This is a genomic window from Agrobacterium sp. T29 (assembly GCF_006970545.1).
GTDB lineage: Bacteria > Pseudomonadota > Alphaproteobacteria > Rhizobiales > Rhizobiaceae > Agrobacterium > Agrobacterium leguminum.
The window spans coordinates 2,755,552-2,768,205 of the sequence record NZ_CP040640.1; the positions used below are offsets into that span (position 1 = coordinate 2,755,552).

At 58.5% G+C, this 12,654-nt stretch carries 13 protein-coding genes and 1 riboswitch; of the genes, 10 read left to right on the forward strand and 3 right to left on the reverse strand.

The genetic code is table 11. From position 1 onward, the window contains the following. The first annotated feature begins 179 nt into the window (after positions 1–179). The 7 genes from FGF54_RS13720 to nrdF all read left to right on the forward strand — a co-directional run bounded on the left by FGF54_RS13720 (position 180) and on the right by nrdF (position 7,081). Positions 180–1,262 carry an ABC transporter permease gene (locus tag FGF54_RS13720; protein WP_142779952.1) on the forward strand — a complete coding sequence of 361 codons (1,083 nt, stop codon included), beginning with the start codon at positions 180–182 and terminating at the stop codon, positions 1,260–1,262. Beyond that, the gene (locus FGF54_RS13725) at positions 1,262–2,044 is read left to right on the forward strand and encodes an ATP-binding cassette domain-containing protein (RefSeq protein ID WP_003524281.1); all 783 of its coding nucleotides are present in this window, start codon (positions 1,262–1,264) and stop codon (positions 2,042–2,044) included. The genes FGF54_RS13720 and FGF54_RS13725 overlap by 1 nt, the downstream gene beginning before the upstream one ends. Beyond that, complete coding sequence (locus tag FGF54_RS13730) at positions 2,041–2,670, forward strand: nucleoside triphosphate hydrolase (protein ID WP_142779953.1); 630 nt, start codon at positions 2,041–2,043, stop codon at positions 2,668–2,670. Before FGF54_RS13725 ends, FGF54_RS13730 begins: the two co-directional genes overlap by 4 nt. A 133-nt stretch (positions 2,671–2,803) precedes the next feature. Then, positions 2,804–3,028: riboswitch (cobalamin riboswitch) on the forward strand. A gap of 255 nt (positions 3,029–3,283) precedes the next feature. Next, the gene (gene nrdH / locus FGF54_RS13735; protein ID WP_003492911.1) at positions 3,284–3,505 is read left to right on the forward strand and encodes a glutaredoxin-like protein NrdH; all 222 of its coding nucleotides are present in this window, start codon (positions 3,284–3,286) and stop codon (positions 3,503–3,505) included. A 12-nt stretch (positions 3,506–3,517) separates the two neighbouring features. Beyond that, positions 3,518–3,916 (forward strand): class Ib ribonucleoside-diphosphate reductase assembly flavoprotein NrdI, encoded by a 399-nt coding sequence (nrdI, locus tag FGF54_RS13740; RefSeq protein WP_080852901.1) that lies wholly within the window; start codon positions 3,518–3,520, stop codon positions 3,914–3,916. An 11-nt stretch (positions 3,917–3,927) separates the two neighbouring features. Then, positions 3,928–6,090, forward strand: a complete 2,163-nt coding sequence (nrdE, locus tag FGF54_RS13745) for a class 1b ribonucleoside-diphosphate reductase subunit alpha (RefSeq protein WP_142780250.1) — start codon at positions 3,928–3,930, stop codon at positions 6,088–6,090. A gap of 16 nt (positions 6,091–6,106) precedes the next feature. Further along, a complete protein-coding gene (gene nrdF, locus FGF54_RS13750; RefSeq protein WP_142779954.1) occupies positions 6,107–7,081 on the forward strand; it encodes a class 1b ribonucleoside-diphosphate reductase subunit beta in 975 nt (324 codons plus the stop codon). A 29-nt stretch (positions 7,082–7,110) separates the two neighbouring features. On the opposite strand, the gene FGF54_RS13755 is transcribed toward nrdF, so the two are convergent. After that, positions 7,111–8,214: an alpha/beta hydrolase gene (locus tag FGF54_RS13755; RefSeq protein WP_142779955.1), complete on the reverse strand. Its 1,104-nt coding sequence runs from the start codon at positions 8,212–8,214 to the stop codon at positions 7,111–7,113. Between the two features lie 152 nt (positions 8,215–8,366). Here FGF54_RS13755 and recF point away from each other — a divergent pair, with 152 nt between their 5' ends. Genes recF through FGF54_RS13770 form a run of 3 tightly spaced genes read left to right on the forward strand, consistent with a single transcriptional unit; the run spans position 8,367 to position 10,754 of the window. After that, positions 8,367–9,494, forward strand: coding sequence for a DNA replication/repair protein RecF (gene recF, locus FGF54_RS13760; RefSeq protein WP_142779956.1), 1,128 nt, complete (start codon positions 8,367–8,369; stop codon positions 9,492–9,494). Between the two features lie 22 nt (positions 9,495–9,516). Beyond that, a complete protein-coding gene (locus FGF54_RS13765; protein WP_142779957.1) occupies positions 9,517–10,284 on the forward strand; it encodes a molybdopterin-synthase adenylyltransferase MoeB in 768 nt (255 codons plus the stop codon). Continuing rightward, positions 10,281–10,754, forward strand: a complete 474-nt coding sequence (locus tag FGF54_RS13770; RefSeq protein ID WP_142779958.1) for a GNAT family N-acetyltransferase — start codon at positions 10,281–10,283, stop codon at positions 10,752–10,754. Before FGF54_RS13765 ends, FGF54_RS13770 begins: the two co-directional genes overlap by 4 nt. A gap of 46 nt (positions 10,755–10,800) precedes the next feature. Here the strand turns inward: FGF54_RS13770 and FGF54_RS13775 are convergent, their stop codons facing one another. Further along, positions 10,801–11,490: a hypothetical protein gene (locus FGF54_RS13775; protein WP_142779959.1), complete on the reverse strand. Its 690-nt coding sequence runs from the start codon at positions 11,488–11,490 to the stop codon at positions 10,801–10,803. Between the two features lie 45 nt (positions 11,491–11,535). Beyond that, on the reverse strand, positions 11,536–12,540 hold the full coding sequence (locus FGF54_RS13780; protein ID WP_142779960.1) for a D-glycerate dehydrogenase: 1,005 nt from the start codon (positions 12,538–12,540) through the stop codon (positions 11,536–11,538). Positions 12,541–12,654 lie beyond the last annotated feature (114 nt).

Here is a 12,654-nt window from a genome sequence, read left to right on the forward strand (position 1 = left end):
GGACGAGAATGATTCAGGCACGATCCGGGGGATCGGACAAAGGAACAAACGAGCGCGTCACGCGTCCTGCGGGGATGATATAGGCCGCTTCACAACACTTTGAAATCTACGCATCATTCTCTTTGGAGATAGACCCCGGTGTCAGGGCTGGTGCGATAGAGCGATCGGGAGGAAAATCCATGAGCGATCAGCCGGTGCGGGCTCAGCCGCATAATGAATTTGAAAAAGTGATTTCGGGAAGTTCGACGCAGGTCGCCGCTTTCGATACGCACGACAAGAGTGTGCTGGAAAAACTGCAGCACTTTCTCCACTCCAGCCCGGCGGCCGTTCCGCTTATCGTTCTGGTGCTGTCGCTGATTGTTTTCGGCCTGCTTCTCGGCGGCAAGTTTTTCTCGGCCTTCACGCTGACCCTTATTTTGCAGCAGGTCGCCATCGTCGGTATTGTCGGCGCGGCGCAGTCGCTGGTCATCCTGACGGCGGGCATCGATCTGTCGGTTGGCGCGATCATGGTCCTGTCCTCCGTCATCATGGGACAGTTCACCTTCCGTTACGGCTTGCCGGCGGAACTCTCCATTCTCTGTGGCCTCGCTGTCGGCGCATTTTGCGGCTTCATCAACGGTATTCTGGTCTCGCGCATGCGCCTGCCGCCCTTCATCGTCACGCTCGGCATGTGGCAGATCGTACTGGCGACCAACTTCCTCTATTCCGCAAACGAGACGATCCGCGCCCAGGATATCGCCCAGCAGGCGCCGATCCTGCAATTCTTCGGCGCCAATATCCGTGTCGGCAGCGCGGTCTTCACCTATGGCGTTATCGCCATGGTCCTGCTCGTCGCCCTGCTCTGGTATGTGCTGAACCGCACCGCCTGGGGTCGCCACCTCTATGCTGTCGGTGACGATCCGGATGCCGCCGAACTTGCCGGTGTCAACGTCAAGCGCATGCTGACCACCGTTTACACGCTGTCCGGCCTCATCTGCGCCTTCGCTGGCTGGGCCCTCATCGGCCGTATCGGCTCGGTTTCGCCGACCGCCGGTCAATTCGCCAATATCGAATCCATTACTGCAGTGGTTATCGGCGGCCTGTCGCTGTTCGGTGGACGCGGCTCCATCATGGGCATGATCTTCGGCGCCCTGATCGTCGGTGTCTTTTCGCTCGGTCTCAGGCTCATCGGAACAGATCCGCAATGGACCTATCTGTTGATCGGCGTCCTCATCATCATGGCTGTCGCAATCGACCAGTGGATCAGAAAGGTAGCAGGCTGATGGCAAAAGAACCCATTCTCACAGCACGCAATCTCGTCAAGCGCTATGGTCGTGTGACCGCCCTCGATCATGCCGATTTCGATCTCTATCCGGGCGAAATCCTGGCGGTGATCGGCGATAACGGCGCTGGCAAATCCTCTCTCATCAAGGCGATTTCCGGTGCGGTGACACCCGATGAAGGGGAAATCCGGCTGGAAGGCCAGCCCGTGCAGTTCCGCTCGCCGATAGAGGCGCGCAAGGCTGGCATCGAGACGGTCTATCAGAACCTTGCGCTGTCGCCGGCGCTTTCCATAGCCGACAATATGTTTCTCGGCCGGGAAATCCGTAAACCCGGCATTCAGGGCAGCCTGTTCCGGGCGCTGGACCGCCCGGCCATGGAAAAATTCGCCCGGGAGAAACTGTCGGAACTCGGCCTGATGACGATCCAGAACATCAACCAAGCGGTGGAAACCCTCTCCGGGGGCCAGCGTCAGGGTGTGGCGGTGGCACGTGCAGCCGCCTTCGGCTCCAAGGTCGTCATTCTTGACGAGCCGACGGCAGCACTCGGCGTGAAGGAAAGCCGGCGTGTTCTGGAGCTTATTCTGGATGTGCGCTCGAGAGGCCTGCCGATCGTTCTCATCTCGCATAACATGCCGCATGTCTTCGAGGTTGCGGATCGCATTCATATCCACCGGCTCGGCAAGCGTCTGTGCGTCATCAATCCGAAGGACTATTCCATGTCGGATGCGGTCGCCTTCATGACGGGTGCCAAGGAAGCGCCGAAGGAAACGCTTGCCGCATGACGCTGAAGCTTGAGACGATCGCCGAAGACGTTCTTCGGCGGGCAGAAGGTAAATCCCGTTTTATCGTCGCTATTGCCGGTCCCCCTGGGGCCGGCAAATCCACGCTGGCGGATGCCCTTTGTGATGCTCTGCTTGCACAGGGCGAAACGGCCGCCGTCCTGCCCATGGATGGCTTCCATATGGACAATGGCATCCTTGAAGAGCGGGGGCTGCTGCCGCGAAAGGGCGCACCGGAAACATTCGACGTGCGCGGTTTCCTCGATATCGTCTCCGCCGTCCGCAAGGGCGGGCAGGAGGTGCTTGTTCCGGTTTTCGACCGCTCCCGTGAAATCGCCATAGCGTCCGCCCGGGCGATTGCGCCGGAAACACGCTTTATCCTCGCTGAAGGCAATTATCTGCTGCTGGACGAGGCGCCATGGACAACTCTTTCCAAAAGCTTCGACCTCACCATTTTTGTAGGGCCGTCCGTCGAGGTGCTTGAGGAGAGGCTGCGGAAAAGGTGGCAGGGCTATGGTCTGGACGAGGCCCAGATCCACGCCAAACTTTTCGAAAATGATCTTCCGAACGGAAAAAGGGTGATTGAAAACGCCCGTCCCGTCGATATCCGCATCGATATCTGGGAATAGATTAACGCTTTTCTCTGTTTGAGCGACGGCGCGCTTGTGCCGTTAAGCCTTTGTTGACCATGTGTTGAATCTTTTTGATCCACAGGGTGGGGCTTTTGTGTGTCTATTTATTGACGCGAAAATTTCCTCATATACTATATGTGGTGTTCGAGGTTCTTCCGATTCGCAAGGGTTGGGAGCTAAGACGGGAATTCGGTGCGTAACGCTATCATGGTGGAACAAGGCCGAAACTGCCCCCGCAACTGTAAGCGGTGAGCATCGTTCCGATTTGGGTCACTGGGGCTGAAAGCTCCGGGAAGGCCGGAATAGATGTTGTGACCCGCAAGTCAGGAGACCTGCCTTGAGCGCAAACGTCCACGGGCGGGGTGTCCGGAGGAAGGTGTATGACGCAAATGATTTGCGTGCGCCCTTTTCTGCCCCCTCCAGAACAAGCTTCGGGGTGAAGTCATGCCAGTGCATTTGTTTGAGTTGCTGCGCTCGTCGGCGTAGAGAGTGATTTTACGCGGCTAAAAGCCGCGCGCGCCCACCCTAATGACAGAACCATCGCCGCCCGATTGCGATTGCAATCGGCAATGTTGAGCCGTGTCCGAAATCGGTTTCGAGAGAGGAAATTATGACCGTCACCGTTTACAGCAAGCCCGCCTGCGTCCAATGCACCGCCACCTATCGCGCCCTCGACCGCATCGGCGTCTCCTATGAGATCATCGATATCTCCGAAGATGCGGATGCGCTCGATCACGTGCGCGGTCTCGGTTACATGCAGGTTCCCGTGGTCGTCGCCGGTGAGCGCCATTGGGCGGGTTTCCGGCCGGATATGATCGGCTCGATCAGCTGAGGCGGCGGGACGATGGGCCTGATCGTCTATTATTCCAGCCGCTCTGAAAACACCCATCGTTTCCTTCTGAAACTGGGGCGGCGTCTCTTTCGCCTGCCGTTGGGTGCCGACGAGGATGTGCCACATGTGTCGGAGCCCTATGTGCTGGTCACCCCCACCTATGGGGGCGGCGGCACCAAAGGGGCCGTCCCGAAACCGGTCATCCGGTTCTTGAACGAGCCCTCCAACCGAAATCTCATTCGCGGCGTCATCGCGGCGGGAAACACGAATTTTGGCGCAGCTTTCGCATCCGCCGGAGATATCGTCTCGCGCAAATGCGCCGTGCCGTTTCTCTATCGCTTCGAGCTTCTCGGCACGGAGGAAGATGTCGCCAACGTCAAACATGGATTGGAACGATTTTGGACACGCTGACCTCGAGCGCCATGCGCAAGGACGCCAAACAGCCGGCAGCCGCGACCCAGAAACCGCTCGATGCGGCTCTGGACTACCACGCGCTGAACGCGATGCTGAACCTTTACGACGAGAACGGGAAGATCCAGCTCGACAAGGATCGCCTGGCCGCCCGGCAATATTTCCTCCAGCACGTCAACCAGAACACAGTCTTTTTCCATAACCTCAGGGAAAAGCTCGATTATCTGGTGACGGAGGGGTATTACGAACAAGAGGTACTGGACCAGTATTCCTTCAATTTCGTCCGCGACCTTTATGACGAGGCCTATGCCCGGAAATTCCGTTTTCCGACCTTTCTCGGCGCCTTCAAATATTACACTTCCTATACGCTGAAGACCTTTGACGGAAAACGTTATCTGGAGCGTTACGAGGATCGCGTCTGCATGGTGGCATTGGCCCTTGCGCGTGGCGATGAGCAGCTTGCCCGCAATCTGGTCGACGAGATCATTTCCGGCCGCTTCCAGCCGGCAACGCCGACATTCCTCAACGCCGGCAAAAAGAGTCGCGGCGAGCTGGTCTCGTGTTTTCTGCTGCGCGTGGAAGACAATATGGAAAGCATTGGTCGCTCTATCAATTCGGCGCTGCAGCTTTCCAAGCGCGGTGGTGGCGTGGCGCTGTCCTTGACCAATATTCGCGAATTTGGAGCGCCGATCAAACAGATCGAAAACCAGTCGTCCGGCGTTATTCCTGTCATGAAGCTGCTGGAGGACAGTTTTTCCTACGCCAACCAGCTCGGCGCGCGCCAGGGTGCCGGCGCGGTCTATCTGCACGCCCACCACCCGGATATCATGCGCTTCCTCGATACCAAGCGCGAAAATGCGGACGAAAAAATCCGTATCAAGACCCTGTCGCTCGGTGTGGTGATCCCCGACATCACCTTCGAACTCGCCCGCAACAATGAGGATATGTATCTGTTCTCGCCCTATGATGTGGAGCGGGTCTATGGCGTGCCGTTGACCGAAATTTCGGTCACCGAAAAATATCATGAAATGGTCGCTGATAGCCGCATCCGCAAGAAGAAGATCAAGGCGCGCGAATTCTTCCAGGTGATTGCCGAAATCCAGTTCGAGAGCGGCTATCCCTACATCATGTTCGAAGATACGGTGAACCGCGCCAATCCGGTTGCCGGTCGTATCAGCATGAGCAATCTCTGCTCGGAAATCCTGCAGGTCAGCGAAGCGAGCGAGTTCAACGCCGATCTGTCCTATAGCCATATGGGCAAGGATATTTCCTGCAATCTCGGCTCACTTAACATTGCTTCGGCGATGGATTCGGCCGATTTCGGCAAGACCATCGAGACCTCCATCCGGGCGCTGACGGCCGTGTCGGATATGAGCCATATTTCCTCCGTGCCCTCGGTGGAGAAGGGCAATGATGCCAGCCACGCCATCGGGCTTGGCCAGATGAACCTGCACGGTTATCTGGCGCGCGAACGCATCTTTTACGGTTCCGAAGAAGGCGTCGATTTCACCAATATCTATTTCTACACCGTGACCTATCACGCTATCCGCGCCAGCAACCGGCTGGCCGTGGAACGGGGCCAGAGCTTCAAGGGCTTTGAAAACTCCAAATATGCTTCCGGCGAATATTTCGACAAATATACCGACCGGGAATGGCTGCCTGCGACCGAAAAAGTGAAGGTGCTGTTTGAGAAAGCCGGCATCGCCATTCCGACACAGGAGGACTGGGCAGTTTTGAAGAAGGACGTCATGGTGTCTGGTCTCTATAACCAGAACCTTCAGGCCGTGCCGCCGACAGGCTCGATCTCCTATATCAACCACTCCACCTCTTCCATTCATCCGATCGTCTCGAAGATCGAAATCCGTAAAGAGGGCAAGATCGGCCGCGTTTATTACCCGGCTTCCTATCTCTCCAATGATAATCTTGAATATTATCAGGATGCCTACGAGATCGGCCCGGAAAAGATCATCGACACCTATGCGGCCGCGACCCAGCATGTCGATCAGGGCCTGTCGCTGACGCTGTTCTTCCGCGATACGGCGACGACGCGCGATATCAACCGGGCGCAGATCTATGCCTGGAAGAAGGGCATCAAGACCATCTATTACATCCGTTTGCGCCAGATGGCGCTGGAAGGCACGCAGGTTCAGGGCTGCGTTTCCTGCACGCTCTGAATTGAGGGACAAGACAATGAACATCGCCGTAAAACCCGCGTCCCGCATCCGCGCGGTCAACTGGAACCGCATCGAGGACGACAAGGATCTCGAAGTCTGGAACCGCCTGACCTCGAATTTCTGGCTGCCGGAAAAGGTGCCGCTCTCCAACGATATCCCCTCCTGGGGAACGCTGAAGCCGGAAGAACAGAAACTGACAATCCGTGTCTTCACTGGCCTGACCTTGCTCGACACGATCCAGAACGGTGTCGGCGCCGTGCGCCTGATGGAGGATTCGGCAACGCCGCATGAGGAGGCGGTGCTTTCCAACATCTCCTTCATGGAGGCCGTTCACGCCCGCTCCTATTCATCGATTTTCTCGACGCTGTGCCTCACCCCTGACGTTGACGACGCCTATCGCTGGTCGGAGGAAAACGAGTTTTTGCAGCGCAAATCCGCGCTCATCATGCGGGAATATGACAGCGGCGATCCGCTGAAGAAAAAAATCGCCAGCGTGTTTCTGGAAAGTTTCCTGTTCTATTCCGGCTTCTATCTGCCGATGTTCTGGTCAAGCCGCGCCAAGCTCACCAACACGGCCGACCTCATCCGCCTCATCATCCGCGATGAGGCCGTGCATGGCTATTATATAGGCTACAAGTTCCAGCGGGCGCTGGAGCGTCTCGGCGAAACGCAGAGACAGGAGATCAAGGATTTCGCCTTCGATCTCCTGCTCGAACTTTACGACAACGAGGCGAAATATACCGAAGACCTCTATGACGGCGTCGGCCTGACGGAGGACGTCAAGCAGTTCCTGCATTACAACGCCAACAAGGCCCTGATGAATCTGGGTTATGAGGCGCTGTTTCCGGCCGAGGCCTGCCGGGTCAATCCGGCGATCCTGTCGGCGCTGTCTCCGAATGCCGACGAGAACCACGACTTCTTTTCCGGTTCCGGCTCGTCCTATGTCATCGGCAAGGCGGTTGCGACCGAGGATGAGGACTGGGATTTCTGAAACCGGTTTGTCGGCAGGACCCGCAAAAACTATTGCGGGTTCACCACCTGGCTCGCAAGGCGGAAGGGGCTGGCAACGGTGGCGCCGATCGCATCGAAAACAAAGGCTCCGGCGCTGTTGATATCACCCCCGCGCCTGCTTGCCTCAAGTTGCGGCACCATGGAGGCCAGCGCCGCATAGCGGTCGTGGTTGAGCGGGTCCGACGCCTTCAGATTGGAGATGTCGACGAATTGCACACCCTCCTTGAGGGCGGCCTCCTGCACTTGGCGGTCGGTGACATCCAGCGCGCCGATACGGGTAACGTCGGCACCGAGGATGGAAGAGGCTTTGAGCGCACGGTCATCCTTGGAAACGAGAACGGTGAGCGGCGGGCTGAGCCGGCCGACAACCTCGATCTGCTTGCGGAAGACATCGGCGTCAATATCGGGCGCAGCCAGCACCACCTGCAGCTTGGCGATGACATCGTTTCTGCCCTGGAAGCGCAATTGCCGCAGCGCTTCCATGACCAGCCAGCCTCCCATGCTGTGCCCGAACACGACGACGCTTTTCTTCGGGGTCTGCCGGGTGAGATCGATCAACATCGCGGCGAGCGCATCGCGTGAAAAGGTCGCGGACTCCTTGTCGGCCACATAGCCGGCGACAGAGGCCTGCGACGGCCAGGAAAAGACCAGCGGCACGCCGTTCATATTGGCATCCGCCGCCATCTGCGCCGCGCGGAACAGGGCTTCCTGATAGCTGTAATTATAGCCGTGCACAAAAAGTGCGATCTGCTTGCCGGAGCGGGCTACGTCGCCAAGATCGGCATTAAAGCGCGTTTTCGTCAGCATATCGGCCCTGGTAACGACGAAATCCTTTTTCGGGTCGGGCTTGCCGCTGGCCCATTCGATTTTTCCGCTTTTATGGGTGGGCGGAATGGAAATATCGAAACTGGCGTAGTTCGGCTCCATCGCCCGCGCCGTGCCGAAGCCCTTTTTCGCGTCCGTGTTTTTCTCCCGCGTGCTCGCCACGAAGGCGGTCACGATTTTCGTGTCGCGGGTCCTGGTGTTGACGGCTTCCAGCACATCCGCCCCCGGTCGGCCTGCGCAGGAGGAGAGAAGACCGAGAGCGAGAAAGAGAGAAAAGATCAGGCGCATGAATGGGCTACCGGTGATGAGGACCGGCTCATAAATAACCGGCGACTAAAAAAGTTGCTACTGAAGAATGAATTGCACTCTAGCGGCTGTCTTCGGTGGGGACGGACGTTCCCCACCTTGCTATCCGTCCATCTTCGTTTTAGGCCGTAAACATGACGAACAAGGTGTCGCTTTTACGGCTGAAACTCACGGACTTCCGCAATTATGCGGCGGCTGCACTCACGCTCGATGACCGCCATGTGGTACTGACGGGCGACAACGGTTCCGGCAAGACCAATCTTCTGGAGGCCGTCTCCTTTCTCTCTCCCGGAAGGGGCCTGCGCCGCGCCACCCTGTCTGATGTGACGCGGGTAGGGGCCGAAGCCACCGGTTTCTCGATCTTCGCCGATGTCGAGGGCATGGATGGCGAAGTCGCCATCGGTACGGGAATTGAAGGCGATGGCGAGGTAGTGTCGCGTCGCCTGAGGCTGAATGGCACGCCGGTGAAATCCGTCGATGAATTGACCGATCATCTGCGGGTATTGTGGCTGACGCCGGCCATGGATGGCCTCTTTACCGGCTCGTCCTCGGATCGCCGGCGTTTCCTTGACCGGCTGGTGCTGTCGCTCGACCCCGCTCACGGAAGGCGGGCAAGCGATTTCGAAAAGGCCATGCGTGGCCGCAACCGCCTGCTTTCTGAAGGCCGCTTCGATCCGGTCTGGCTGGACGGTATCGAAAAACAGATGGCCGAACTCGGCATCTCAATGGCGGTCGCCCGTTACGAGATGCTCGGCCTCTTGAAGGGCCTGATAGAGGGGCGGGCGGGCAATGCCGCTTTTCCCTCGGCGGCGCTTTCTCTCTCCGGTTTCGTGGACGATGGGCTCAATCGTCCCGCCGTCGATCTGGAGGATGAATACAGGCTTATGTTGCGCGATGGCCGGTATCGTGACGCCGCTGCCGGCCGCACACTGGATGGGCCGCACCGCGTCGATCTCTTCGTGCGCCATGCGGAAAAGGACATGGAGGCCGAGCGCTGCTCAACCGGGGAACAGAAGGCGCTGCTGGTGGGGCTGGTGCTTGCACATGCGCAGCTTACCGCCAATATGACTGGTCATGCGCCGGTTCTGCTGCTGGACGAGATTGCCGCCCATCTGGATGAGGGCAGGCGGGCGGCTCTGTTCGATCTCATTCATGCACTTGGCGGCCAGAGTTTTATGACCGGAACGGATACGGCGATGTTCTCCGCCCTTGGCGACAGGGCGCAATTCTTCAATGTATCCCACGGGAGCATCACCGCATGACGGCTAAAAGATGGAGGGCGGCATGGACCCGCTGAGCCCGGAAGAAATCGAACGCTACAAGCGCCATATCCTGTTGCCGGAAATCGGCGGCGTTGGTCAGCAGCGGCTGAAGGCGGCACGCGTGCTGGTCATCGGGGCCGGCGGCCTCGGTGCTCCCGTCCTGCATTATCTTGCCGCCGCCGGTGTCGGCACGCTCGGCATGATTGATGACGATGTGGTTTCCCTGTCCAATCTGCAGCGACAGGTCATCCACGATACCGGTACTATTGGGGAGCTGAAGACGGAGAGCGCGCGCAAGGCCATCGCCCGGCTCAATCCGCATGTCCGCACTCCTGTTTATGAAGAGCGCTTTTCGCAGGTCTGGGCGCATGACCATCTGCGATCCTTCGATCTCCTGATCGACGGCTCGGACAATTTCGATACGCGTTATACGGCCGCCGATGCGGCGGAGGCTGCGAAAAGACCATTGGTAACGGGGGCTGTCGGCCGTTTTGATGGTTCGGTGACGGTGCTGAAACCCTATGAGACGAATGCCGAGGGCGCTCTGCTGCCCGGCTATCGTGACCTGTTTCCGGAACCGCCGCCGCAGGGCCTCATTCCCAATTGTGCGGAAACAGGCATTGTCGGCGCGCTGACCGGTGTTATCGGCACGCTTATGGCCATGGAGGCGATCAAGGTTATCACCGGTGCCGGCGAGCCGCTGATCGGCCGCCTGCTCCTCTATGACGCCCTCTCGGCCCGTTTCGAAACCGTGCGATACAAGCGGCGGCCAGCGGGAAAAAAACCATGATGGAGATCGTCAGGATCGGGGAGGAGTTCGATCGCTGGCAGGAATTGCTGGCGCTTATCATGTCCTCCTTCGCCTATATGGATGGCGTCATCGATCCGCCGTCATCGGCTCATCGCCTGACGCTGGAAAATCTTGCCGAGAAGGCGAGGGTGGAGATCGCTTTTGTGGCGCTTGATGGCGATGAGATTGTTGGCTGCCTGTTTTGCCGGCCGGAGCCGACCTGTCTTTATATCGGCAAATTATGCGTTTCACCGAAAACACAGGGAAAGGGTATCGGCAGGATGCTTGTGCAGAAGTCCGAAGCGCTTGCCCGTGAACTGGCGCTGCCGGCGCTGCGGCTGGAAACCCGCATCGAGCTCATCGCCAATCATGCCAGATTCGCCGCCTGGGGTTTCGTCAAGACCGCTGAAAACGCCCATGCCGGTTATGATCGCACGACCTCGATCGAGATGACCAAGTTACTCGGTTAAAATTGCCTTCAGCCGACCCCACTGCGTCCTTCGCCAATCGCAGAGCCTATTGCAAAAGGCCGGATTGCACCATCTGGGAGAGAAAAACGGAGGAGACGCGGTCAATGCCGGTCTGCGGCTGGTTTTCTGCCGACCCGACCCGCCACACAGCTTTGTCCGGCCCGCTGAAGAGCTGGATTTCCGTGCTGACCTTGTGGGTGAGAGGAGCCGCCTTCGTCGCTTCCACCATCTGCTTCATCAGTCTTGCGGACGGCATGCGCGTTCTATCGCCTGTCTCGTTCGCATTTGCGCTGGCCTTCAGTCGCTGGAAAGCTGGCGCGACATCCGGCAGAGAGCAGTTCATCTTGATTCGCGCCACAACAACACCCGTGGGCGTTTGTGCACCGAGACGCGCAGGTTCCGCCTTACAACGCACCCGCTCTGTACTTGCCACCCAGAGCCTTGCGAACTGCTCCGATTGTTCGTTCGTCGTCCCCTTGGGTGAATGCATGCCCCTGTTCTTGCGCTGCCACGCGACTGGGTCCGCAACCAGTTCCATATCGGTGTAGCGCGGGCCGCCGCCCGAAGCTCCCCATTCCCTGTTCAGGCGAGACATGCTGGCGCGATCAAAATTCAGCCAGGCGCGATAATAGAGTTCCGCGGTCTCTTCTGGTGAGGGCGGAGCAGCCGAGGCCGGACCGCAGACCAGCACGATCAGGACGGAGACCAGCATCAAGAACTTCGCCCGGATACCCATTGAACTCTCCCTCCCCATGATCGAAAGATGGCGGCCCGAACCGGCTCAGTTCCGCCCCGGCAGCACCCGGTTCGGCGGACGGTGGCCGTCGAACAGCGTGCGGATATTGATGATGACCTTGTCACCCATTTCGATACGGCCCTCAATCGTCGCAGAGCCCATATGCGGAAGCAGCACGACCTTGCCTTCCTTGGCGAGCTTGATGAGCTTGGGATTCACCGCAGGCTCATTCTCATAGACATCGAGACCGGCGCCGGCGATCTTTCCGTCGCGCAGGCACTGGATCATGGCTGCCTCATCGATGATATCGCCGCGTGCGGTATTCACGATGTAACTGGTCGGCTGCATCAGCGCCAGCCGCCGCGCCGAAATCACGTGATAGGTTGCGGGCGTCGAGGGGCAATTGACGGAGACGATATCCACCCGCGCCAGCATCTGGTCGAGACTGTCCCAGTAGGTTGCCTCAAGCTCCGTCTCGGTGGCCGGATTGACGCGTTTGCGGTTGTGATAATGAATGGAAAGCCCGAAGGCCTTGGCGCGTCGCGCCACCGCCGTTCCGATGCGACCCATGCCGACAATGCCGATGCGCTTGCCGGAAATGCGCCGCCCGAGCATCCATGTGGGCGACCAGCCCAGCCATTCGTCCGCACCATTGGCGAGCACGCGTGTACCTTCGATCATGCGGCGCGGCACCGCAAGCGCCAGCGCCATGGTAATGTCGGCGGTATCTTCGGTCAGCACGTTGGGGGTGTTGGTAACCGTAATGCCCTTTCGGGCGGCGGCGTCCACATCCACATGGTCGATGCCGTTGGAAAAGCTCGCAATCAGCTTCAGCTGCGGTCCGGCCTTCTCGATCATGGCGGCGGTGATGCGGTCGGTGACGGTCGGCACGAGCACGTCCACCCTTTGCAAGGCGGCCACAAGCTCGTCTTCGCTTCGCTGCGTATCGTCGATATTCAGTTCGGCATCGAAGAGTTCGCGCATTCTGGTTTCGACGACGTCAGGCAATTTGCGGGTGATATAGACTGTCGGTCTCTTCTTGTGGGTCATCGTTTGCCGCTGCCTTGTTCAGAAGTCATTAACCAGAAAGAGCGATAATTTCTTTCAATCAGGGCGTTTCTACCAGACCCACCGGCGAAGACAAACAAAACTCGCTGAAGCTTG

Coding starts and splice junctions, on each gene's coding strand:
- FGF54_RS13720 (WP_142779952.1), top strand. CDS start 180: ATGAGCGATCAGCCGGTGCGGGCTCAGCCGCATAATGAATTTGAAAAA.
- FGF54_RS13725 (WP_003524281.1), top strand. CDS start 1,262: ATGGCAAAAGAACCCATTCTCACAGCACGCAATCTCGTCAAGCGCTAT.
- FGF54_RS13730 (WP_142779953.1), top strand. CDS start 2,041: ATGACGCTGAAGCTTGAGACGATCGCCGAAGACGTTCTTCGGCGGGCA.
- nrdH (WP_003492911.1), top strand. CDS start 3,284: ATGACCGTCACCGTTTACAGCAAGCCCGCCTGCGTCCAATGCACCGCC.
- nrdI (WP_080852901.1), top strand. CDS start 3,518: ATGGGCCTGATCGTCTATTATTCCAGCCGCTCTGAAAACACCCATCGT.
- nrdE (WP_142780250.1), top strand. CDS start 3,928: ATGCGCAAGGACGCCAAACAGCCGGCAGCCGCGACCCAGAAACCGCTC.
- nrdF (WP_142779954.1), top strand. CDS start 6,107: ATGAACATCGCCGTAAAACCCGCGTCCCGCATCCGCGCGGTCAACTGG.
- FGF54_RS13755 (WP_142779955.1), bottom strand. CDS start 8,214: ATGCGCCTGATCTTTTCTCTCTTTCTCGCTCTCGGTCTTCTCTCCTCC.
- recF (WP_142779956.1), top strand. CDS start 8,367: ATGACGAACAAGGTGTCGCTTTTACGGCTGAAACTCACGGACTTCCGC.
- FGF54_RS13765 (WP_142779957.1), top strand. CDS start 9,517: ATGGACCCGCTGAGCCCGGAAGAAATCGAACGCTACAAGCGCCATATC.
- FGF54_RS13770 (WP_142779958.1), top strand. CDS start 10,281: ATGATGGAGATCGTCAGGATCGGGGAGGAGTTCGATCGCTGGCAGGAA.
- FGF54_RS13775 (WP_142779959.1), bottom strand. CDS start 11,490: ATGGGTATCCGGGCGAAGTTCTTGATGCTGGTCTCCGTCCTGATCGTG.
- FGF54_RS13780 (WP_142779960.1), bottom strand. CDS start 12,540: ATGACCCACAAGAAGAGACCGACAGTCTATATCACCCGCAAATTGCCT.